Origin of the sequence: Paraburkholderia aromaticivorans (assembly GCF_012689525.1) — a bacterium.
GTDB classification, from domain to species: Bacteria; Pseudomonadota; Gammaproteobacteria; order Burkholderiales; family Burkholderiaceae; genus Paraburkholderia; species Paraburkholderia aromaticivorans_A.
The window spans coordinates 4,168,426-4,189,174 of record NZ_CP051516.1 but is presented as its reverse complement, the minus strand read 5'-3'; the positions used below and the strand labels follow the sequence as shown (position 1 = coordinate 4,189,174).

The 20,749-nt window shown below is 65.0% G+C and carries 23 protein-coding genes and 1 riboswitch; of the genes, 18 read left to right on the top strand and 5 right to left on the bottom strand.

Going from position 1 to position 20,749, the window contains the following annotated elements; all coding sequences use genetic code 11:
• The first annotated feature begins 3 nt into the window (after positions 1-3).
• Positions 4-717, top strand: a complete 714-nt coding sequence (locus HF916_RS47150) for a hypothetical protein (protein WP_168795407.1) — start codon at positions 4-6, stop codon at positions 715-717.
• 62 nt (positions 718-779) lie between these two features.
• Positions 780-1,451, top strand: coding sequence for a flagellar basal body L-ring protein FlgH (locus HF916_RS47145; RefSeq protein ID WP_168795406.1), 672 nt, complete (start codon positions 780-782; stop codon positions 1,449-1,451).
• 73 nt (positions 1,452-1,524) lie between these two features.
• Here HF916_RS47145 and HF916_RS47140 read toward each other — a convergent pair whose 3' ends face one another.
• The 5 genes from HF916_RS47140 to HF916_RS47120 form a co-directional block, all read right to left on the bottom strand.
• Positions 1,525-2,253: a response regulator gene (locus tag HF916_RS47140; RefSeq protein WP_168795405.1), complete on the bottom strand. Its 729-nt coding sequence runs from the start codon at positions 2,251-2,253 to the stop codon at positions 1,525-1,527.
• An 89-nt stretch (positions 2,254-2,342) separates the two neighbouring features.
• On the bottom strand, positions 2,343-2,984 hold the full coding sequence (locus tag HF916_RS47135; protein WP_168795404.1) for a hypothetical protein: 642 nt from the start codon (positions 2,982-2,984) through the stop codon (positions 2,343-2,345).
• Between the two features lie 98 nt (positions 2,985-3,082).
• A complete protein-coding gene (locus tag HF916_RS47130) occupies positions 3,083-3,544 on the bottom strand; it encodes a hypothetical protein (protein ID WP_168795403.1) in 462 nt (153 codons plus the stop codon).
• Between the two features lie 435 nt (positions 3,545-3,979).
• Positions 3,980-4,780 carry an SDR family oxidoreductase gene (locus HF916_RS47125; RefSeq protein WP_168795870.1) on the bottom strand — a complete coding sequence of 267 codons (801 nt, stop codon included), beginning with the start codon at positions 4,778-4,780 and terminating at the stop codon, positions 3,980-3,982.
• A gap of 5 nt (positions 4,781-4,785) precedes the next feature.
• Positions 4,786-6,537 carry an ABC transporter ATP-binding protein/permease gene (locus HF916_RS47120; RefSeq protein WP_168795402.1) on the bottom strand — a complete coding sequence of 584 codons (1,752 nt, stop codon included), beginning with the start codon at positions 6,535-6,537 and terminating at the stop codon, positions 4,786-4,788.
• Positions 6,538-6,917: 380 nt separating this feature from the next.
• A riboswitch (TPP riboswitch) is annotated at positions 6,918-7,041 on the top strand.
• 214 nt (positions 7,042-7,255) lie between these two features.
• Between HF916_RS47120 and HF916_RS47115 the strand changes: the two genes are divergently transcribed.
• The 16 genes from HF916_RS47115 to hisD all read left to right on the top strand — a co-directional run bounded on the left by HF916_RS47115 (position 7,256) and on the right by hisD (position 20,599).
• Positions 7,256-8,386 carry an FAD-dependent oxidoreductase gene (locus HF916_RS47115; protein WP_168795401.1) on the top strand — a complete coding sequence of 377 codons (1,131 nt, stop codon included), beginning with the start codon at positions 7,256-7,258 and terminating at the stop codon, positions 8,384-8,386.
• Between the two features lie 80 nt (positions 8,387-8,466).
• Positions 8,467-8,664: a sulfur carrier protein ThiS gene (gene thiS / locus HF916_RS47110; RefSeq protein ID WP_074265857.1), complete on the top strand. Its 198-nt coding sequence runs from the start codon at positions 8,467-8,469 to the stop codon at positions 8,662-8,664.
• Positions 8,665-8,720: 56 nt separating this feature from the next.
• Positions 8,721-9,536, top strand: coding sequence for a thiazole synthase (locus HF916_RS47105; RefSeq protein WP_168795400.1), 816 nt, complete (start codon positions 8,721-8,723; stop codon positions 9,534-9,536).
• On the top strand, positions 9,533-10,636 hold the full coding sequence (gene thiE, locus HF916_RS47100; protein ID WP_168795399.1) for a thiamine phosphate synthase: 1,104 nt from the start codon (positions 9,533-9,535) through the stop codon (positions 10,634-10,636). The genes HF916_RS47105 and thiE overlap by 4 nt, the downstream gene beginning before the upstream one ends.
• Before the next feature lie 95 nt (positions 10,637-10,731).
• The gene (locus HF916_RS47095) at positions 10,732-11,553 is read left to right on the top strand and encodes an ABC transporter ATP-binding protein (protein ID WP_168795398.1); all 822 of its coding nucleotides are present in this window, start codon (positions 10,732-10,734) and stop codon (positions 11,551-11,553) included.
• Entirely contained in the window at positions 11,550-12,317 is a 768-nt protein-coding gene (gene mlaE / locus HF916_RS47090; protein ID WP_168795397.1) for a lipid asymmetry maintenance ABC transporter permease subunit MlaE, read from the top strand. The genes HF916_RS47095 and mlaE overlap by 4 nt, the downstream gene beginning before the upstream one ends.
• A gap of 91 nt (positions 12,318-12,408) precedes the next feature.
• Entirely contained in the window at positions 12,409-12,960 is a 552-nt protein-coding gene (gene mlaD / locus HF916_RS47085; RefSeq protein ID WP_168795396.1) for an outer membrane lipid asymmetry maintenance protein MlaD, read from the top strand.
• Positions 12,961-12,971: 11 nt separating this feature from the next.
• A complete protein-coding gene (locus HF916_RS47080; protein ID WP_168795395.1) occupies positions 12,972-14,006 on the top strand; it encodes an MlaA family lipoprotein in 1,035 nt (344 codons plus the stop codon).
• A gap of 114 nt (positions 14,007-14,120) precedes the next feature.
• Entirely contained in the window at positions 14,121-14,753 is a 633-nt protein-coding gene (locus HF916_RS47075; RefSeq protein ID WP_168795394.1) for an MlaC/ttg2D family ABC transporter substrate-binding protein, read from the top strand.
• Entirely contained in the window at positions 14,750-15,043 is a 294-nt protein-coding gene (locus HF916_RS47070; RefSeq protein ID WP_168795393.1) for an STAS domain-containing protein, read from the top strand. Before HF916_RS47075 ends, HF916_RS47070 begins: the two co-directional genes overlap by 4 nt.
• A 171-nt stretch (positions 15,044-15,214) precedes the next feature.
• Entirely contained in the window at positions 15,215-16,147 is a 933-nt protein-coding gene (locus tag HF916_RS47065) for an ABC transporter ATP-binding protein (protein WP_168795392.1), read from the top strand.
• The gene (locus HF916_RS47060) at positions 16,144-16,899 is read left to right on the top strand and encodes an ABC transporter permease (RefSeq protein ID WP_168795391.1); all 756 of its coding nucleotides are present in this window, start codon (positions 16,144-16,146) and stop codon (positions 16,897-16,899) included. The genes HF916_RS47065 and HF916_RS47060 overlap by 4 nt, the downstream gene beginning before the upstream one ends.
• 15 nt (positions 16,900-16,914) lie before the next feature.
• Positions 16,915-17,154 (top strand): BolA family protein, encoded by a 240-nt coding sequence (locus tag HF916_RS47055; RefSeq protein ID WP_168795390.1) that lies wholly within the window; start codon positions 16,915-16,917, stop codon positions 17,152-17,154.
• A gap of 111 nt (positions 17,155-17,265) precedes the next feature.
• Positions 17,266-18,528 (top strand): UDP-N-acetylglucosamine 1-carboxyvinyltransferase, encoded by a 1,263-nt coding sequence (gene murA / locus HF916_RS47050; protein WP_168795389.1) that lies wholly within the window; start codon positions 17,266-17,268, stop codon positions 18,526-18,528.
• Positions 18,525-19,223, top strand: a complete 699-nt coding sequence (gene hisG / locus HF916_RS47045) for an ATP phosphoribosyltransferase (protein ID WP_168795388.1) — start codon at positions 18,525-18,527, stop codon at positions 19,221-19,223. Before murA ends, hisG begins: the two co-directional genes overlap by 4 nt.
• A gap of 53 nt (positions 19,224-19,276) precedes the next feature.
• Positions 19,277-20,599, top strand: a complete 1,323-nt coding sequence (gene hisD, locus HF916_RS47040) for a histidinol dehydrogenase (protein ID WP_168795387.1) — start codon at positions 19,277-19,279, stop codon at positions 20,597-20,599.
• Positions 20,600-20,749: the final 150 nt, after the last annotated feature.

Genomic DNA, 20,749 nt, shown 5'->3' with positions numbered 1-20,749 from the left:
ATCATGACACTCAAACGGATTGCCTGGGCGCTGGCGTTGCTGGGCGGCGTGTTGTCGTCGAACGCTGAAGCGCAGCCGCCCGCACGCGACGCGAGTGCGGCGAGCGCCGCGTCGAAAGAGCCTTCCGTCGATGCGCGGCGGCGCCCGCAAGACGCGCCGTTCGCGTTCCGTGGCGTGGCGCTCGGCATCACGCTCGACGAATTCCGCGCGGGCTCGAGCGTGCGGGCGACGCCGCTCGGTAGCGTGCCGGTCTGCGAGACGGACGTGCAGGCGGGCGCGCTCGGCATGCGGCTCAAGTCGCACGACAGTCTGATGGTGGCCTGCCGCTGGGCGCATCGCGCGGACAGCGGCTGGGCCGTGTCACAAGCGGTGGTCGACGGCGCGCCCGCGCTGGAGCACGTGCTGCGCTTCGCGCGCGTGGACGGGCAAAGCGCGCTGCATCTGTACGAGATTTCTTTCGTGATCGACGAGGTCACCGCAGAGGATTTGCGCGACGCGCTCGCGGACCGTTACGGGCCGCCGCGTCTCGCGACGCAGAACGTGTCGGCGACTGGCGCGATGCCCACGTATGTCTGGGAAAACGCGGTGAGTTCGATCACGTTGTGCTTTCTGCCGGGCACGCGTAACGGCACGCTCACCTATCTGCTGAAGGGCTCCGACGCGTGGGTGAAGTCGGTCGTCCGGCAATGGCAGGCGAGCGGCGCGGAGGCGGGTTGATGAGCGGCAATGAGTGCGGCCGTGAGTATGGCCATGAGGCCCGTTTCGAACAAGGAGCAGGCATGACTGCGCTACGTCTGACTGTCGCGCTAGGCGCGGCGGCTTGCCTTGCGGCTTGCGCGAGCCACCAGCAAAATTCGATCGTCGATACGCCGATGGCGCCGCCGCTCGCCTCGGCGCCGCTGAACGTCAACATGCAAGGCGCGATCTACCAGGCCGGCACGCCGCTGCTGCTGTACGAAACACCGCGCGCGCAACATATCGGCGACGTGCTGACGATCCGTCTTTCGGAATCGTACAGCGGCAACAACAGCGCGACCGCGGCGGCGAGCCGTTCGAGCAGCATCACCGCCGACGCCGCCGATCATTCCACCAACGCCGCCGCGCGGCTCGCGCGACTGTTCAACATCGGCTCGGCGAGCACCGAATACAAAGGGCAGGGCACTCTCAACGACGTCAGCGGCATGAACGGCACGCTCGCTGTCACCGTGATCGGCACGATGTCGACCGGCAATCTCGTGGTGTCGGGCGAGAAGGTGATTGCGATGAGCGGCAACCGCGACCGGCTGCGCCTGTCGGGCATCGTCAATCCTAAGGATATCGAAGCGGGCAACTACGTGGCGTCGAGCAAGGTGGCGAACGCGCGCATCGAGCAGGCCGGCGTGGGCATGGTGTCCGACTCCACGACGATGGGCTGGCTGCAGAGAATGTTCATGAGCGTGCTGACGTTCTGAGCCGGCGGCGCGGTGGATGTCCGAGACGCAAGAGATGCATGACGTGGGATGTCCATCGCACTTCATGCACCCGTCAGGCGTCGCGTTCAGCCGCGCCGATTTCACCGTCCGGCACGAACACGTAGCCGCGTCCCCACACGGTTTGCACATAGCGCGGCTCGGACGGGTCGACTTCGATCAGCCGGCGCAAACGCCAGATCGACACGTCCAGGCTGCGATTGCGATGCAACTCGCTATTGCCGTGCAGTTTCTCCAGCAACTGCGCGCGCGTAAGCACGGTCATCGCGTGGCTGACGAATACCTTTAGCATGGCGAATTCGCTCGAACGCAGCGTGATGCGCTCGCCGTCCCGGCGTAATTCGCGCGCCGGGAAATTCACTTCGAAACGGCCGAAGCGATACGGCGCGCGCTGCTCCGGCGCGCTCGGCGCAATCGTGCCGCGACGGCGCAGCACGGTGCGAATCCGCGCGACCAGTTCGCTCGGTTCGAAGGGCTTGCCGAGATAGTCGTCCGCGCCGAGTTCGAGGCCGATTACGCGGTCGATCGGATCGGAGCGCGCGGTCAGCAGAATCACGGGAATGTCGTCGCCGGCCACGCGCAAGGCGCGCAGCGCGCTGATGCCGTCGAGTTCCGGCATCATGATGTCGAGCACGATCAAGGCGGGACGCTCGTCCTGCAAGCGACGCTGCAGCGCCATGCCGTGTTCGAGCGTGTCGACCTTGAAGCCGCGCCCTTGCAGATAGCCGCTGACGAGCTCACGTACGACGGGGTCGTCGTCGACGACCAGAATGGATTGGTTCATTCAGGTCATCTTAGAGAAGCACGCGCGCGGAGCAAAGCGCGTAACGCTTTCGAATCCTTTCCCGTGTAAGAGAAAGCAAGAGTCCGCGCCTAGTTCGCCTGGGAGGTCTGAATGGTCTGCAGCGGCTGCCGCGCGAAATCGGTTCGATCGACCACCATTCGCTCGATCAGGCCGTTGAGCTTGGTCGACGCCGAAGAGAAGCGGTCGGTGTTCAGGCCGCCGGTCTGATAGCGGGCTGTGACGAGAATGCGGCCGTTCTGAATCAGCGTCAGGTCGATGATCGACAGATACTGAATTGTTTCGTCGCTGAACGAGCGGCGGCCGTAATCGATCGCAGCGTTGTAGACGAGGCGCGCTTCGCAGCCGGCGGGCGAGGTGCCCGGATTGTAGACGTCCGAACGAATGCCGCGCCGGTCGAGCGCGAGTTGCAGCGCCGGCACGAAATCGCCGACCGACACGTTCTGGTTCACTTCGATGCAGACGTTGCTCACCTCGGCCGGCCGGCCATTGACGAAGGTCGGCGACGAATAGTTTGCCGCGATCGCGTAGCCCGCCTGAATCACGGAGCCGGTGGCGTCGGCGGCCTGGATCAGCGTCCAGGCGCAGCCGTTCAGGCCGACCGCCAGCGTGGCGGACACGGTGAGCCACGCGCAGGGACGCCGCAACGTGACCCACGCGGCCCGTGGGGCTCGCGTGAAAGCATAAGCGCGCATGCTCGGCATGAAGGTCATGAGACGGTGCCTGGTGGCGGTCAGTGGATGCGGTGGATCGCGGCGAGTCACGGCGAGTCACGGCGAATCACAGCGGCTAGCTGCGCGGCGGATCAAGCTCAGCGCGTGATGCGCAAGCGCAATTCGTTTAGCCCTTGCACGCTTGCCGTGACGCTGACGCGTCGTTTGTCGGACGTCACGATGAAATGCTGGCGCGTCGGCGTGTTGACGTCGTGCACGACGTTCGGAAAGCAGGCAGCGATATCGGCGCCGAATTCTTCGAGCGGATCGGTGACAACGCCGTCGGCTTGCCAGTGCGCGCGCCAGTGGCAATCGTAGGCGTGCGTGCCGGCGCGGCAGTCGTCGGCGCTCGACGTGCCCGGCAATTGAGCGGCGGCCTGGGTTTGCAACTGCCGGAAATCGGCAGCGTCGACGATGTGCTTGAGCGCGGGGCAAACGTCGGCGGGCTCGTTGGCCAGGCTAGCCTGGGCTGCATGCGCGGCGCTCGTGACGAGCAGCGCGGCGCCGAGAGCAAGCGCAAGGCGCTGCGTCAAAGGATGGGAGCGGCGATCGAATGACATGGGTGGAGAATCCAGTAGCGATGAATGACGTGGGGCGGGACCTGGTACGGCCCGCACGACTATCGTCGCCGCTGGGAGGCGTTTCCAAAGCGCGGAACAGCTTGCCCGCTTCGCAAATGCTTTCGAACTCTTCGCGCGTGTTTCGGGATGTTGCGGCGTATTGCCTGGGATCGCGAAGGGACGCGGCGGGGCGCTGCGATTTGGCGTGGCTGGGAAAGACGGTACGGCGTGGGGCGGTGAGGCGTGGAGGATGGAGCGTGAGACGTTGCGGCGGTGAAGCGTGAGGCGTTGCGGCGGTGAAGCGTGAAGCGGTGAGGCGTGAGGCGTGAGGCGGCAAAACGGTAAGACCTGAGGCTGTGCGGCGTGAGCCAGTGTTCCGGTTGCGTTGCCGCCATCTGCGGCTCACGGCGTTGGCGCGACACGCTCGCCTGTCACTCAACCAAGCGTGAGACCACCGTCTACATGAATCACCTGGCCGGTGATATGACGCGCTTCGTCGGAGAGCAGGAACGCGATCAGCGCGGCGACATCCGCTGGTTCGGCGACATGGCCGAGCGGCGTCGCCTCCGCGGCGCGAGTCCACACCGATGCATTATCGGCACTCGGCCCGCGATCTTTACGGGTATAGCCGGGCGCCACGCAATTGACCGTCACGCCATGCGATGCTAGTTCGGCGGCCGCGGTTTTCGCCAGCGACTCGAGCGCCGCTTTCGCAGCGGCCGTCGCGGCAAACGGCGTGTCCGCGCGATAGCGGTGCGCGACGAACGAACTGAGCGCGACCACGCGGCCGCGCTTCGAGGCTTCCAGCGCGGGCGTCGCGCGTTTGACCAGCGCCGCGAAGGCGGCCGGCATCGTGGCGAACGCTGCGCCGAGCGCGTCGGGATCGAGCGCATTCAGGGTTTGGCGCTGCGCGTGTCCCGCGTTGGCGACCAGTTGATCGAGTGCACCGAAGCTCGCCAGCGTTTGATGGATCACGTGTTCCGCGGCGCCGCGTTCGGCGAGATCGCCGAACACCGTCGCGCAGCGCGCACCGTTCGCGCTGCAGTCGGCGGCGACTTGCGCGAGCCGTTGACGCGCTTCCTGATCGGCACCGCGTGCGTGCAACATCAAGGCCGAGCGCGGCGCGGCGATGCGCCGGGCCAGCGCCGCGCCGATACCGGAGCCCGCGCCGGTAATCAGCACGACGCGCTCGAAGCCGGCGCCGCCGGCGTCGTTCCGGTCACCCACGCCGCTCATGCTGCTCATGCCGCGACCGCTTCGCCCGAACGCTCGACGTCGAGCGTCTCGTCATGGAACGCAGCCAGCGACTCGCGATGCGCGACGCTGACAATCGCTGCCTTCGGCAGCCGCTCCGTGAACAGGCGATACAGACGCGCCTCGTTTTCCGCGTCGAGGGCGCTGGTGGCTTCGTCGAGGAACAGATAGTCCGGCTTGTGCAGCAGCACGCGCGCGGCGGCGAGGCGCTGTTGCTCGCCCGGCGAGAGAATGCGGGTCCAGTGTCCCGATTCCTGCAGACGGTCCGCGTATTCCGACAGATGGCAGACGATGAGCGCTTCGCGGCATTCGTCGTCGGTATAGGTGCCGGCGGCGGACGGATAAGCGAGCGCCGCTTTGAGCGTGCCGATCGGCATGTAGCTGACCTGCGGAATGAACATCATGCGCGCGTTGACCGGGGCGTCGATCGAGCCGTCGCCGAACGGCCACAAGCCGGCGAGCGCGCGCATCAGCGTGCTCTTGCCCGAGCCAGACGGACCGCGCACCAGCCAGCGCGAGCCCGGTTGAATCGCGACATCGCGAATGCGCGACAACGGGTTGCCGTTGGGCAGGGCGAGCTTGAGGCCGTCGGTGGAGAGTTTGTCCTCGTCGACGAAATGCAGATTGATGCCCCCATGCTCGGTAGCCGGCGAGACCGATTCCTTCAGATGCGGCGAGTGTACGACGCGCTTGAATTCACGCAACCGGTTCACGGTGGCGCGCCATTCGACCAAGGTGCCGTAACTGTTGATGAACCACGAGAACGAATCGCTGACGGTGCCGAAAGCGCTGGAAATCTGCATCAGCACGCCGAACGTGAAGGCGCCAGCGAAGTAGCGTGGCGCGGCGACGACCAGCGGGAAGATGATCGCGATCTGGCCATAGAAGCTCAGCACGAAAGTGAGCCGCTTGGTGTACTTCATCACCTGCCACCAGTTGTCGCGGATGCGGCCGAACAACGAGTGCGCGTTCGTCTTCTCGGTTTCCATGCCGTTGTAGAAGGCGATCTGCTCGGCGTTTTCACGCAGACGGATCAGGCCGAAACGGAAATCCGCCTCGACTTTCTGCGCCTGGTAGTTGATCGGCACGAGCGGATGGCCGACCTTCTGGATGATCAGCGAACCGATCACGGCGTAGAGCGCCGCGGCCCACACCATGTAGCCGGGGATCTCGATCGGCATGCCGCCGAGTGAAATAGTCAGCGCGCCGGCCAGCGACCACAGGATCGTGATGAACGACACCAGCGTGACGACGGTGGACAGCAGGTCGAGCGTCAGCGAGAGCGTGCTGGTGGCGAATGACTGCAGGTCGTCGCTGATCCGCTGGTCGGGGTTGTCGGCGAGGCGGTCGCGTTCGATCCGATAGAACGCGCTGTCTTTCAGCCACTCGTTCAGATAGCGCGTGGTCAGCCACTGGCGCCAGCGGAAGCCGAGCATCTGGCGCAGGTAACGGCCGTACACCGCGAGGATGATGAAGCCGAACGCGAGCCCCGAGAACACCATCAGCAGTTGGGGGAAGTCGTGCACGTTCTTGGTTTGCAGCGCGTTGTAGAAGTCGGCGCTCCAGCGGTTCAGGCGCACGTTGATCCACACGACGAGCAGATTCATCACGATGATCGCGATGAGCAGGCCCCATGCCGTTTTTCGTTCTTCGGAAACCCAGTAGGGTTTGATCAGGCTCCAGGCGGAGACTTTATCGTCCGGCGGCAGCACGGGTCTGGCAGAGGTATTCGGTGTCATGAGCATCCTGAAGTAGTGCTGGCCCATTCGGGGCTGACCCATTGGGGCAGGCCCGTCTGCGGGCTGCCCTGCGGCGGGTTTGCGGTACATGCCCGGGCGTCGTGCTCGACGAACGCACGCCCGGGCGAGCGTCAGATTCTGGCGTGAAGCCCTTAAGCGAAAATTAATTTGCGCCGCGAGGCCCCGCGCCGGTGCCGTTGCGAACATGGCGGGACGGCGTGCCGCCCGCGCCGCGTTCGTGCGGCATCCTGTGCTGGCATTGTGCCAGAGCGCTGCCTTCGGCCGTATTGATAACGTGAAAGATGGTGCCGGATCAAATCGCACGCGACGCCGCCAGCCGCCGGTTTGCGGGCGCCGCGCCTTTTATGGTCTAATGACCTTCGACGAAACAGGGGTGCTTCGCGCACAGGCGGCATGATTTTCATGGCGCAGCGGCGAGGCTGAGAGACACCCTTTGCACCCGATCCGGGTAATACCGGCGCGGGAAGTTTCCGGAAGCAGCCAGTCTCCAATCCCCGCCGGGCAGCGTCCGTCATGGAACGCGCATTGCCCGGCCGGCCTCACCCGCCGGTTTCGTCCTGGGTACGTGCGTTTTTTTGCCGTACGGAAAGGACTCGATGACCGCCTATTCTTCAGATATGTGTTTTGCTCTTCGTCACGCCGTCGTCGGCGCGCCGTGCTTCAGCTTTGCTCGCCGTCCTGAAACGGAGTGTGCGCGATGACGCGTCCTGCACAACCCGATTTCGCCGTGCTCGGCGGTGGCCTGTGCGGGAGGCTGGTGGCGTGGCGGCTCGCCGGTCAGGGGCATCGCGTGGCGCTCTATGAGCGTGGCGATGCCGCCGGTACGCAATCGGCTGCGTGGGTCGCCGCGGCGATGCTGGCACCGCTCGCGGAAGCCGCCAGCGCTGAGCTGCTGATCACGCGCCTGGGCGCAAGTTCGCTCGATACCTGGCCACAAGTGCTTGCCGAGTTGCCCGAGCCGGTGTTCTTTCAGCGCAATGGCACGCTGGTCGTCTGGCATCACGCTGACCGCACCGAAGCACCGCTGTTCGAGCGCCGGGTGCGCTCGAATGCCCCGGCTGAGTTGCTGAACGGCGGCTTTGTCACCCTGGCGGGCGCGCAGCTCGGCGCCGCCGAGCCTGCTTTGGCGGGCCGCTTTAACCAAGGCTGGCTACTGCCGCGTGAAGGGCAATTGGATAACCGTCAGGTGCTGACCGCGCTCGCCGCGGGCCTCGCGCAGCGCGGTGTCGACACGCATTGGAATACGCCGGTCGACGAGCGTGCGCTGCCGCCCGCCCGCATTACGATCGACTGCCGCGGCCTCGGCGCCAAGCCCGTGCTGCCCACGTTGCGCGGTATTCGTGGCGAAGTCGCGCGGGTGCATGCGCCCGGTATCAAGCTGACGCGGCCGGTTCGGCTGCTGCATCCGCGCTATCCGCTCTACATCGCGCCGAAGCAGGACGATCTGTACGTGATCGGCGCCACCGAAGTGGAAGGCGAGGACATGTCGCCGGTCAGCGTGCGCTCCGCGCTCGAACTGCTGAGCGCGGCGTTTTCCGTGCATCCCGGCTTCGGCGAGGCACGCATCCTCGAACTGAATTCGCAGTGCCGCCCAACTCTGCCGGACCACCGTCCGGCCTTGCTGTGGGACGGCGCACAGACACTGCGCGTGAACGGCCTGTACCGGCACGGCTACATGATCGTGCCCGAAGTCGCCGACGAAGCCGTGCGCTTCGCCGCGGCGCTGCTCGACGGCCGCATCGGCGACGCCGATGCCTTCGCCGACTGGCAGCGCGATGCGCGCTGGAGCGAGCTTTTTCAACTGGATTCCGCGCGGGAGCCGGCATGAGCATTGCGCGACTCGTCATTACTCAGACGAGCGCGCACGCCACGCCGCTTTCGCCATCGACTGAAACGTATTCGAACACCATGGACATTCATATCAATCAGAAGCCGTTGTCGCTGCCCGAAGGCGCAACTGTCGCCGACGCGCTCGCCGCGTTCGGCGCACGTCCGCCGTTCGCGGTTGCGCTGAACGGCGACTTCGTGGCGCGCACCCAGCATGCGGCGCGCGCACTGCAGGCGGGCGACAAGCTCGATGTCGTGCAACCCGTGGCCGGCGGCTGAACGCCCGCCATGCACTGCCTGAAACGCCGGATTGCCGGAGACAAAAGATTATGCAAATGACTTCCCCAAAAACCGCCGACGCGCTCACGCTCTACGGCCAGACCTTCGCGAGCCGCGTGCTGCTCGGCACCTCGCGCTATCCGTCGCTGCAATCGCTGTCCGATTCGATCGACGCCGCACGGCCCGGCATGGTGACCGTCGCGCTGCGCCGGCAGATGAACGAGGGCGGCGCGGAAGCCGGCTTCTTCGACCTGCTCAAGCGCCGCGGCGTGCCGCTACTGCCGAACACGGCCGGCTGCCTGACCGTCGGCGAGGCGGTGACGACCGCGCATATGGCGCGCGAAATCTTCGAAACCGAGTGGATCAAGCTCGAACTGATCGGCGACGACTACACGCTGCAGCCCGACCCGGTCGGCCTGATCGAAGCGGCCGCGCAACTGGTCAAGGACGGCTTCAAGGTGCTGCCGTATTGCACGGAAGACCTGGTGATCGGCCGCCGTCTGCTGGACGCCGGTTGTGAAGCGCTGATGCCGTGGGGCGCGCCGATTGGCACCGGCAAGGGCGTGATCAATCCATATGGCCTGCGTGTGTTGCGTGAGCGGCTGCCGGACGTGCCGCTGATCGTCGACGCCGGTCTCGGCGTGCCGTCGCACGCGGCGCAGGTGATGGAATGGGGTTTCGACGGCGTGTTGCTGAACACCGCCGTTTCGCAGGCCACCCACCCCGACGCGATGGCGCGCGCCTTCGCGCTGGGTGTCGAAGCGGGCCGCCAGGCTTTTCTGGCGGGGCCGATGGCCGAGCGCGAAAGCGCGCACGCGAGCACGCCGGTGGTCGGCATGCCGTTCTGGCATCAAGACGGGAGCGCCGCATGACGCAGACTTTGACCTTGAAAGACCGCGACCTTTTCTGGCCGCCCGCCGACGAACTCACCGAAGCCGCCGAGCGCATTCGCGCCCGGCTGGGCGACTGGCCGCCGACGCATGCGCCGTGGCGCATCTGCCTGACCGCGCCGGACGAACCGAACGGCGGCGACCTGATCGTGATCGCCGACGCGCAGCAGCATGGCGAGCAGGTGGCGCGCTGGCTGGTGCGGGGCGCCGGCGTGATCGAAGCCGCCGAGGACAAGGCCACGCTGCATCTGGGCGGCGAAAAATACCGCCTCGAAGGCCATCTGGCGGAAGACTGGATTGTCGCGCTGGCGGCGTTCCTCGACTGCGGCTTCGACCCGCATGACGCGCTGGTGCTGGCGCTGGCCTGGCGCGACGGCGACGAAACCCGTGCCGACGACGCCTTTCCCGCCGATCTCAGCCGTTTCCCGCGTCTCGCCGGCTTGCCCGACGCGCCGGCGCAGGCGTTCGCGCGCTGCCCGGACCGGCTGGGGCTGTATCCGGTGCTGCCGACGGCGGAATGGGTCGAGCGGGTGGTGGGCTTCGGCGTGAAGACGGTGCAGTTGCGCCGCAAATCGGCCGAACCCGCCGACGAGCTGAAGCGCGAAATCGCCCGCTGCGTGGCCGCCGGCCGTCAGCACGACGCTCAGGTGTTCATCAACGACCACTGGCAGGCCGCGCTCGAAGCCGGCGCGTACGGTGTCCACCTCGGTCAGGAAGACGTGCATACGGCGGATCTCGCCGCGCTCGCCGCGGGCGGCGTCCGGCTCGGCCTGTCGACCCACGGTTTCTACGAGATTCTGAAAGCACTGCATTTCCGGCCGAGCTACATTGCACTGGGTGCGGTGTTCCCGACCACTACCAAGGTCATGCCGACCGCGCCGCAGGGCCTCAGACGTCTAGCCCGTTACGTGCGCTTGCTCGACGGCGTCGTGCCGCTGGTGGCGATCGGCGGGATCGACCTGCAGGTGCTGCCCGACGTGCTGGCGACGGGTGTCGGCTGCGCGGCCGTCGTGCGGGCGGTGACGGAGGCGGCGGATCCGGCTGCCGCCGTTTCTGCATTGCAGCAAGGGTTTACGCGATAATCGTCATGATTAGTTAGGGACAGGGCACCCCCACGGCAACTTTTGCACGGTGGCCCTATAATTCGGCCTTCCGTGTAAAAGGGACTGTCAGTTTCGTGTCTTCCTCCCCCGAGACCCTACTCGAGCTGCGTGATGTCGACTTCGGTTATGGCGACCGGCTCGTCCTGTCGAACCTGAATCTGCGCTTCAAGCGCGGCCAGGTGGTCGCGGTCATGGGCGGGTCGGGTTGCGGCAAGACCACGGTGCTGCGTCTGATCGGCGGCCTGGTGCGCGCGCAGCGCGGCCAGATCCTGTTCCAGGGCCAGGACGTCGGCCGGCAAACGCGCGACGGCCTGTATGCACTGCGTCGCAAGATGGGCATGCTGTTCCAGTTCGGCGCGCTATTCACCGACATGTCCGTGTTCGAAAACGTCGCCTTCGCGCTGCGTGAACACACCGACCTCCCCGACGAATTGATCCGCGACCTCGTGTTGATGAAGCTCAACGCGGTCGGGTTGCGCGGCGCGCGCGATCTGCTGCCGTCGGAGATTTCGGGCGGCATGGCGCGGCGCGTGGCGCTGGCACGCGCCATCGCGCTCGATCCCGAATTGATGATGTACGACGAGCCGTTCGCCGGTCTCGACCCGATCTCGCTCGGCATCACCGCGAACCTGATTCGCACGCTGAATCAGGCGCTCGGCGCCACCTCGATCCTCGTCACGCACGACGTGCCGGAATCGTTCGCGATCGCCGACTACGTCTACTTTCTCGCCAACGGCGGGGTTCACGCCGAAGGCACGCCCGCCGAATTGCGGGCCTCGACCGATCCCACCGTGCGTCAATTCATCGACGGCGCGCCGGACGGCCCCTTCAAATTTCACTATCCCAGCAAGACGCCGCTCGCGGCGGACTTCGGCATCGGCGGAGGTCAGTCATGATCAGTGCGATCGGCCGCTCGGTGATCGACGGACTGGGCACAGCCGGCTACGCCACGCGCTTTTTCTTCCGGCTGCTGCTCGAGTTTTTCCCGTTGTTGCGCCGTCCGCGTCTTGTCACGAAGCAGATCCACTTCGTAGGTAATTATTCGCTGGTGATCATTGCCGTGTCGGGTCTGTTCGTCGGCTTCGTGCTCGGCTTGCAGGGCTATTACACGCTGAACCGCTACGGCTCCGAGCAGGCGCTCGGCCTGCTGGTCGCGCTGTCGCTGGTGCGCGAGCTCGGCCCGGTGGTCACGGCGCTGCTGTTCGCCGGGCGCGCCGGGACGTCGCTCACCGCCGAGATCGGCTTGATGAAGGCAGGCGAGCAACTGACCGCGATGGAAATGATGGCCGTCGACCCGGTCAAGGTGGTGATCGCGCCGCGTCTGTGGGCCGGCATTATCTCGATGCCGATCCTCGCCGCGATCTTCAGCGCGGTCGGCGTGTTCGGTGGTTATGTGGTGGGCGTGCTGCTGATCGGCGTCGATGCCGGCGCGTTCTGGTCGCAGATGCAAGGCGGCGTCGATGTCTGGCGCGACGTCGGCGCCGGCGTCGTCAAGAGCGTGGTGTTCGGCCTCGCGGTGACGTTCATTGCACTGTTTCAAGGCTATGAAGCCAAGCCGACGCCGGAAGGCGTTTCGCGTGCCACGACCAAGACGGTCGTGTACGCGTCGCTTGCGGTGCTCGGCCTCGATTTTCTGCTGACCGCACTGATGTTCAGCTAAGACTGCGCTGCACGTTTTCCGCCGGCGGCGCGTCACTGGGCGCACGCGGCGGGGAGTATCGGCGGCGTGGCGGATTCACTTTGGGATGACGATGAAAAAGACTGCTGCTCTCGACTTCTGGGTCGGCCTGTTCGTGGTGTTGGGTTTTGTGGCGTTGCTGTTTCTCGCGCTGAAGGCCGGCAACATGAGCTCGTTGTCGTTCCAGGCAACTTATCCGGTCAAGCTCAAGTTCGACAATATCGGCGGACTGAAGGCGCGCGCGCCCGTGAAGAGCGCGGGTGTAACGGTCGGCCGCGTCGCTTCGATCGGCTTCGACAGCAACGCGTACCAGGCGCTCGTCACGATCGACCTCGACAAGCAATACCAGTTTCCCAAAGACACCTCGGCGAAGATCCTGACTTCGGGTCTGCTCGGCGAGCAATACATCGGGCTCGAACCCGGCGGCGACACCGAAATGCTCAAGGCGGGCGACACCATCTCCATGACGCAATCGGCGATCGTGCTGGAAAACCTCATCGGCCAATTTCTGTACAGCAAGGCCGCGGATTCGGGTGCGTCCAAGTCTGGCGCGGCGGCGGGCACGCCCGCGCCCGCGCCCGCTGCGGCGCCGAGCCTGCCCGCCTCCGGCGCGGCCGCTCAATAAGGAGAACAAGAATGCAGACCACACGCATCAGCGGCGCGCGCGCCTTCCAGGTCGGCAAGTTTGCGGTAGCCGCAGCGTTGCTCGCCGGCTGTTCGACGGTGCAGACGCCGACCCAGGGCGATCCGCTCGAAGGCTTGAACCGCACGATCTTCACCGTCAACGACAAGCTCGATCAATACGCGCTCAAGCCGGTCGCGAAGGGCTACGTGTTCATCACGCCGCAGCCGGTGCGCGACAGCGTGACGAACTTCTTCTCGAACATCGGCGACGTCTACATTGCGGCGAACAACCTGCTGCAGTTGAAGATCACCGACGGTGTCGAAGACATCATGCGGATCGTGATCAACACGGTGTTCGGCGTCGGCGGTCTGTTCGACGTGGCGACGCTCGCCAAGCTGCCCAAGCACGACAACGACCTCGGCCTCACGCTCGGCCACTATGGCGTGCCGGCGGGTCCGTACCTCGTGTTGCCGCTGTTCGGGCCGAGTACCGTGCGCGACGCGGTTGGCTCGATCGGTAACTACTATGTGAATCCGCTCAGCTACATTCATCCGGATGGGCTGAGCTGGGCGTTGTACGGCCTGAACGTCGTCAACACGCGCGCGAATCTACTGAACGCCGGCGATGTGCTGGAAGGCGCCGCGCTCGACAAATACTCGTTCGTGCGTAGTGCCTATCTGCAACGCCGTCAGTACCTGCTGTCGGACGACAAGCAGTCGCAGGCGCTGCCCAACTATGGCGACGAAGCACCGCTGCCGAAGTACGACGACGTCGACACCGGCGCGGCGGGTGCGGCGGCAGGCGCCGCGACCGGCGCGGCGGGCACGCAGGGTGCTGCTGCCGCGAAGGCGGCGCCGGCTTCGGGTGCGACTGCGGCCACGCCGCCGCAAGCGGCGTCGGGCACGGCGGCTGTTCCTGAGGCTGCTTCGGGCAGCTCCGAGACACCGCCGCTCGACCTGAACGGCGGCCCTGAAACGACGCAGATTCCGGCCGGCCAGTTGGTTCCGCCCTCGCGTTTCAACTTTCCGTCATTCAAATTGCGTTGATCGTGCAGCCGTAACAGATCGATACGACTCTCGCAGTTTGCGCATGGATTGCTGCTGAACTCGCGTGTTAATGTCGGCTCAAACGGTTGCACTATTTTTAAGGCAAGGCTCCAAATGAAAAAATTCTTCCTGATTCCGCTGTTCGCCGCGTTGTTCTCGTTTGCCAGTGTTGGCGCTTCGGCACAAACGGTCGACACCAATTCTCCCGACGGCATGATCAAGACCATCACCCAGCAGGTGATCGACGCAATTCGTGCAGACAAGTCGATCCAGCAGGGCGACATCTCGCACATCACGCAGCTGGTCAACGAAAAGATCCTGCCGTACACGGATTTCCGCCGCACTACGCAACTGGCCATGGGCCGCAACTGGCGCACCGCTACGCCGGAGCAGCAAAACGCGGTGGTCGAGCAGTTCAAGATGCTGCTGATCCGTACGTACTCGGGCGCGCTGGCTCAGGTGCGCGATCAGCAGATCCAGTACAAGCCGTTCCGCATGAACCCGGACGACACCGACACGGTGGTGCGCTCGGTCGTGATGAACAACGGCTCGCCGATCGAACTCGACTACCGTCTCTACAAGACGCCGCAAGGCTGGCGCGTGTATGACATCAACGTGCTCGGCGCATGGCTGATCCAGGCATACCAGCAGCAGTTCAACGAGCAGATCCAGCAGAAGGGCGTGGACGGACTGATCCAGTTCCTCACGCAGCGCAACCAGCAACTCGCTGCGGGCAAGCAGTCGTGAGCGAAGTGTTGAGCCCCGTCGTCAGCCGCTTCGAGAGCGGCGCGACGCTGATCCACGCGAGCGCGAATGCCGCGCTCGCGGCGGGTTTGCAGCGTATCGCGGCGGGCGCGAACGGCGTGGACTGCGCACCGCTCGCGCAGTTCGATTCGTCCGCGCTGGCCGTCCTCCTCGCGTGGCAGCGTGCCGCCCAGGCACGCGGCGCCGCGTTCGAGATCGTCAATCTGCCGGCTGGTCTCGCCAGTCTTGCGCAAGCCTACGGCGTCGATATTCTCTTGTCGGCGCGACATTGACGCTCCAATAGCGTCACCTCCCAACACCTCCTACTGAGATAGGGCCACAGATTTTTGCCCTATAATCAAACGTTTTTTGGGGCACATAACCGGCCCCAATTCCGTTCCTTCCAGCATTTGTGCGCCCTCTCAGGGCTCCTTTAGGCGCCGCGACGCACGCGGCCCACAGTCATGTCAGCCATAGAAATTCGTAACGTCAAGAAGCGCTACAAGGATTTGCAGGCGCTCAAGGGCGTCAGCCTTACAGTTGAAGAAGGCGAGTTCTTCGGACTGCTCGGTCCGAACGGCGCGGGCAAGACGACGCTCATCAGCATCCTCGCCGGGCTCGCGCGCGCCGATGAAGGCAGCATCGCGGTGCGCGGCCACGACGTCGTCAGCGATTTCCGCGACGCGCGCCGCGCACTCGGCGTGGTGCCGCAGGAACTGGTGTTCGATCCGTTCTTCACGGTCCGCGAAACCTTGCGGATCCAGTCCGGCTACTACGGGCTGCGCAACAACGACGCGTGGATCGACGAGATCATGGCCAATCTCGACCTCACCGACAAAGCCGACGCCAACATGCGCGCGCTGTCGGGCGGCATGAAGCGCCGCGTGCTGGTCGCGCAGGCGCTGGTGCACCGGCCGCCGGTGATCGTGCTCGACGAACCGACCGCGGGCGTCGACGTCGAACTGCGGCAAACGCTGTGGAAATTCATTTCGCGCCTTAACCGCGAAGGCCACACCATCGTGCTGACCACGCACTATCTGGAAGAAGCCGAATCGCTGTGCGACCGCATCGCGATGCTGCGGCGCGGCGAGGTGGTGGCGCTCGAACGCACCAGCACGCTGCTGCAACGCTTTGCCGGCATGCAACTGTTTCTGCGTTTCTCGCAAGGCGTCTTGCCGACCGATCTGCGTCCGCTCGAAGTGGAAAGCGGCACGGGCAACGGCAATGGCCGCCAGCATCTGCTTCGTCTGGCGAGCTACGACGACGTCGAAAAAATTCTCGCGCAGTGCCGCGCAGCGGGCTGCATATTTGAAGAAATCGAGGTGCGCAAAGCCGACCTCGAAGATGTGTTCGTTCAGGTGATGAACGGTCCGGAAGTGATCGAGGGGCTTGCATGAGCGGTTTCCGTACGCTGTTTTACAAGGAGCTCCTGCGTTTCTGGAAGGTGGCGTTCCAGACCGTGCTGGCGCCGGTCATCACCGCGCTCCTGTATCTGACGATTTTCGGCCACGCGCTGAGCGGTCACGTGCAGGTTTATCCGGGCGTCGAATACACGAGTTTTCTGATTCCGGGTCTCGTGATGATGAGCGTGTTGCAAAATTCGTTTGCCAATAGCTCGTCCTCGCTGATCCAGTCGAAGATCACGGGCAATCTGGTGTTCGTGTTGCTGCCGCCGCTGTCGCACTACGAGATGTTCGGCGCCTATGTGCTCGCGGCCGTGGCGCGCGGGCTGGCGGTCGGCTTCGGCGTATTCATCGTGACGATCTGGTTCGTGCCGGTCAGTTTCAGCGCGCCGCTCTACATCATTCTGTTCGCGATTTTCGGCGCGGCGATTCTCGGTACGCTCGGTTTGATCGCCGGTATCTGGGCCGACAAATTCGATCAGCTTGCGGCGTTTCAAAATTTTCTGATCATGCCGCTCACGTTCCTCTCGGGCGTGTTCTACTCCACGCACACGCTGCCGCCGGTGTGGCGCGAAGTGTCGCGGCTGAATCCCTTTTTCTACATGATCGACGGCTTTCGCTACGGTTTCTTCGGGATGTCGGATATCAATCCGCTCGCGAGCCTCGCGATCGTTGCCGGTTTCTTTGTGGTGCTGGCCGTGGTGGCGATGCGCATGCTCGCCTCCGGCTACAAACTGCGCCACTGACCAGGAGCTTCTCTCATGTTGCCGACTCCCGAACAGGTCAAGCAATACATCGCGGCTGGGCTCACCTGCCAGCATCTCGAAGTCGAAGGCGACGGCCAGCATTTCTTTGCGACCATCGTTTCGCCGAGCTTCGAAGGCAAGCGTCTGATCCAGCGACATCAACTCGTGTATGCGGCGCTCGGCGACCGCATGCGCGAAGAAATCCACGCGCTCAGCATGAAGACGCTGACGCCCGCCGAATGGCAGAACGCGTAATCTGGAAATTTAGTGCGAATTACTCAAGAAGGGCGTGACGCCGGTAGCGGCGCGCCGAACACAGTCAAAGCAGCCCCGGCCGAAGTCCGGGTTAATCAGGAACTGACAGGCATGGATAAACTCGTCATTGAAGGTGGCTACCCGCTGTCGGGTGAAGTCGTCGTCTCGGGTGCGAAGAATGCGGCGTTGCCGATTCTGTGCGCGAGTCTGCTCAGCGCGGAGCCGGTGCATCTGGAAAACGTGCCCGACCTGCAGGACGTGCGCACGATGCTCAAGCTGCTCGGCCAGATGGGCGTGCAGATCGAAAGTGGCGAGGGGCGCGTGTCGCTGAACGCGTCGAAGGTGGATAACCTCGTCGCGCCGTACGAAATGGTGAAGACCATGCGCGCGTCGATCCTCGTGCTCGGGCCGCTGCTCGCGCGCTTCGGTCACGCGCGGGTTTCGCTGCCGGGCGGCTGCGCGATCGGCGCGCGTCCGGTGGATCAGCACATCAAGGGCCTGCAGGCCATGGGCGCCGAGATCACGATCGAGCACGGCTTCATCGAAGCGCGCGCGAAGCGTCTGAAGGGCGCGCGTATCGTCACCGACATGATCACCGTGACCGGCACCGAAAACCTGCTGATGGCAGCCGTGCTGGCCGAAGGCGAAACCGTCATCGAGAACGCGGCGCGTGAGCCGGAAGTCGGCGACCTCGCGCATCTGCTGGTCGCGATGGGCGCGAAGATCGACGGCATCGGCACGGACCGCCTCGTGGTCCAGGGCGTCGACAAGCTGCATGGCGCGAAGCACACGGTGATTCCGGACCGGATCGAAGCCGGCACGTTCCTGTGCGCGGTGGCGGCGGCCGGTGGCGACGTCACCCTGCGTAAAGTGCGTCCGCTGATTCTCGAAGCGGTCACCGAAAAGCTGCGCGAAGCCGGCGTCAACATCGAAGAGGGCGACGACTGGATGCGCGTGCGCATGGACAAGCGCCCGAGCGCGGTCACGTTCCGCACCTCGGAATACCCGGCGTTCCCGACCGACATGCAGGCGCAGTTCATGGCGCTGAACACGATCGCGACCGGCACCTCGCAGGTCGTCGAAACGATCTTCGAAAACCGCTTCATGCACGTGCAGGAACTGAACCGCCTCGGCGCCAATATCACGATCGACGGTAACACCGCGCTCGTGAACGGCGTCGACAAGCTGTCCGGCGCGAAGGTGATGGCGACCGATCTGCGCGCGTCCGCGAGTCTCGTGATCGCCGCCTTGCGCGCCGACGGTGAAACGCTGATCGACCGGATCTATCACCTCGACCGCGGTTATGACCGGATGGAAACCAAGCTCACCGCCCTCGGCGCGAAGGTGCGCCGGGTCTCGGGGAGCCAGGCATGAGCGCCATGCCGCAAACTTCGTCGTCGCCGGCGGTGAGCGCACCGCTCACGCTGGCGTTGTCGAAAGGGCGTATCTTCGAGGAAACGTTGCCGCTGCTCGCCGCAGCCGGCATCGAAGTGGCCGAAGACCCGGAGACCTCGCGCAAGCTGATTCTGCCGACCACGGACGCGAACCTGCGCGTGATCATCGTGCGCGCCACCGACGTGCCGACCTATGTCGAATACGGCGCGGCCGACTTCGGCGTCGCGGGCAAGGACGTGTTGCTCGAACATGGCGGCAGCGGCCTGTATCAGCCGGTCGATCTGGATATTGCGCGCTGCCGCATGTCGGTCGCGGTCGCCGCCGGTTTCGATTACGCGAACGCGGTGCGCCAGGGCGCGCGCTTGCGCGTGGCGACCAAGTACGTCGAAACCGCCCGCGAGCATTTCGCTGCCAAGGGCGTGCACGTCGATCTGATCAAGCTGTACGGTTCGATGGAACTGGCGCCGCTGGTCGGTCTCGCCGATGCGATCGTCGACCTGGTGAGTTCGGGCAATACCTTGCGCGCCAACAATCTGGTCGAGGTGGAAGAGATCATGCAGATTTCGTCGCGCCTCGTGGTGAACCAGGCGGCGCTGAAGCTCAAGCGCGCCGCGTTGCGGCCGATCCTCGACGCGTTCGAACGCGCGTCGAAAGCCGGCGCCACGACGGCCTGATAGTGTCAGTGTGACCACGTTCTAAAGCGCGCATTACCGAAACGGATACCCGTATGTCTATCAAGATTCGCAAACTCGATTCCACCGCTCCCGACTTCCAGAAGTCGCTGCACGCGGTGCTCGCGTTCGAGGCGAGCGAAGACGAAGCAATCGAGCGCTCGGTCGCGCAGATTCTGAACGACGTGAAGGCGCGCGGCGATGCTGCGGTGCTCGAGTACACGAAGCGCTTCGACCGTGTCGAGGCGAAGAGCGTCGACGCGCTCGAACTGCCGATGTCGGAACTGGAAGCGGCGCTCGAAAGCCTTGTGCCGAAGCGCCGTGCGGCGCTCGAAGCGGCGGCGGCGCGGGTGCGCGGCTACCACGAGAAGCAGAAGATCGAATGCGGCAGCCATAGCTGGCAGTACACGGAAGCCGACGGCACCGTGCTCGGCCAGAAGGTCACGCCGCTGGATCGCGCGGGTATCTACGTGCCTGGCGGCAAGGCGGCGTATCCGTCGTCGGTGCTGATGAACGCGATTCCGGCGCGAGTGGCCGGCGTGCGCGAAATCGTCATGGTCGTACCCACGCCGGACGGTGTGAAGAATCCGCTGGTGCTCGCGGCCGCGCTGCTGGGCGGCGTGGACCGCGTGTTCACGATCGGCGGCGCGCAGGCGGTGGGCGCGCTGGCGTACGGCACGGCAACCATTCCCGCGGTCGACAAGATCTGCGGTCCGGGCAACGCGTATGTCGCGTCGGCCAAGCGCCGCGTGTTCGGCACGGTCGGCATCGACATGATCGCCGGGCCGTCGGAAATCCTCGTGCTGTGCGACGGCACCACGGACCCGCGCTGGGTCGCGATGGACCTGTTCTCGCAAGCCGAGCACGACGAACTCGCGCAGTCCATCCTGCTGTGCCCGGACGACGCGTTCATCGGCCGCGTGAAAGACGCAATCGACGAACTGCTGCCCACCATGCCGCGCCGCGACGTGATCCGCGCGTCGCTGGAAGGCCGCGGCGCGCTGGTCAAGGTACGCGATATGGAGCAAGCCTGCGCGATCGCCAACGACATCGCCCCGGAACACCTCGAAATTTCCGCGCTGGAGCCGCATCAGTGGGGCCAGCTGATCCGCCATGCCGGCGCGATCTTCCTCGGCCGCTACACCAGCGAGAGCCTCGGCGACTACTGCGCGGGGCCGAATCACGTTTTGCCTACGTCTCGTACCGCACGGTTCTCGTCTCCGTTGGGCGTCTATGATTTCTTCAAACGTTCGAGCGTGATCGAGGTCAGCGCGGAAGGCGCGCAGACGCTCGGCGAGATCGCCGCCGAACTCGCTTACGGCGAAGGCCTGCAGGCGCATGCCCGCAGCGCCGAATACCGGATGCGGCAAAACGGCTGAGCGCGCTTGATCCGGCGCTGAAGCCGCGGGCATCGAACCGGTGCCCGCGAACGCCGGCGACGGATTGCGCGCGGTTCTTCGTTTAATAAAGACAATACAGACAACCTGTGGCGGCCCGCATGCCGCCAACGCCGGGCCGGCGTTCCCTTG

What these genes read in the sequence shown, in the direction of transcription:
- HF916_RS47140 (WP_168795405.1), bottom strand. Translation starts at nt 2,253, where the DNA reads ATGAACCAATCCATTCTGGTCGTCGACGACGACCCCGTCGTACGTGAG.
- HF916_RS47080 (WP_168795395.1), top strand. Translation starts at nt 12,972, where the DNA reads ATGCAGACCACACGCATCAGCGGCGCGCGCGCCTTCCAGGTCGGCAAG.
- HF916_RS47145 (WP_168795406.1), top strand. Translation starts at nt 780, where the DNA reads ATGACTGCGCTACGTCTGACTGTCGCGCTAGGCGCGGCGGCTTGCCTT.
- HF916_RS47115 (WP_168795401.1), top strand. Translation starts at nt 7,256, where the DNA reads ATGACGCGTCCTGCACAACCCGATTTCGCCGTGCTCGGCGGTGGCCTG.
- thiE (WP_168795399.1), top strand. Translation starts at nt 9,533, where the DNA reads ATGACGCAGACTTTGACCTTGAAAGACCGCGACCTTTTCTGGCCGCCC.
- thiS (WP_074265857.1), top strand. Translation starts at nt 8,467, where the DNA reads ATGGACATTCATATCAATCAGAAGCCGTTGTCGCTGCCCGAAGGCGCA.
- HF916_RS47120 (WP_168795402.1), bottom strand. Translation starts at nt 6,537, where the DNA reads ATGACACCGAATACCTCTGCCAGACCCGTGCTGCCGCCGGACGATAAA.
- HF916_RS47130 (WP_168795403.1), bottom strand. Translation starts at nt 3,544, where the DNA reads ATGTCATTCGATCGCCGCTCCCATCCTTTGACGCAGCGCCTTGCGCTT.
- hisD (WP_168795387.1), top strand. Translation starts at nt 19,277, where the DNA reads ATGTCTATCAAGATTCGCAAACTCGATTCCACCGCTCCCGACTTCCAG.
- HF916_RS47060 (WP_168795391.1), top strand. Translation starts at nt 16,144, where the DNA reads ATGAGCGGTTTCCGTACGCTGTTTTACAAGGAGCTCCTGCGTTTCTGG.
- HF916_RS47055 (WP_168795390.1), top strand. Translation starts at nt 16,915, where the DNA reads ATGTTGCCGACTCCCGAACAGGTCAAGCAATACATCGCGGCTGGGCTC.
- HF916_RS47125 (WP_168795870.1), bottom strand. Translation starts at nt 4,780, where the DNA reads ATGAGCGGCGTGGGTGACCGGAACGACGCCGGCGGCGCCGGCTTCGAG.
- hisG (WP_168795388.1), top strand. Translation starts at nt 18,525, where the DNA reads ATGAGCGCCATGCCGCAAACTTCGTCGTCGCCGGCGGTGAGCGCACCG.
- HF916_RS47135 (WP_168795404.1), bottom strand. Translation starts at nt 2,984, where the DNA reads ATGACCTTCATGCCGAGCATGCGCGCTTATGCTTTCACGCGAGCCCCA.
- mlaE (WP_168795397.1), top strand. Translation starts at nt 11,550, where the DNA reads ATGATCAGTGCGATCGGCCGCTCGGTGATCGACGGACTGGGCACAGCC.
- murA (WP_168795389.1), top strand. Translation starts at nt 17,266, where the DNA reads ATGGATAAACTCGTCATTGAAGGTGGCTACCCGCTGTCGGGTGAAGTC.
- HF916_RS47075 (WP_168795394.1), top strand. Translation starts at nt 14,121, where the DNA reads ATGAAAAAATTCTTCCTGATTCCGCTGTTCGCCGCGTTGTTCTCGTTT.
- HF916_RS47105 (WP_168795400.1), top strand. Translation starts at nt 8,721, where the DNA reads ATGACTTCCCCAAAAACCGCCGACGCGCTCACGCTCTACGGCCAGACC.
- mlaD (WP_168795396.1), top strand. Translation starts at nt 12,409, where the DNA reads ATGAAAAAGACTGCTGCTCTCGACTTCTGGGTCGGCCTGTTCGTGGTG.
- HF916_RS47150 (WP_168795407.1), top strand. Translation starts at nt 4, where the DNA reads ATGACACTCAAACGGATTGCCTGGGCGCTGGCGTTGCTGGGCGGCGTG.
- HF916_RS47065 (WP_168795392.1), top strand. Translation starts at nt 15,215, where the DNA reads ATGTCAGCCATAGAAATTCGTAACGTCAAGAAGCGCTACAAGGATTTG.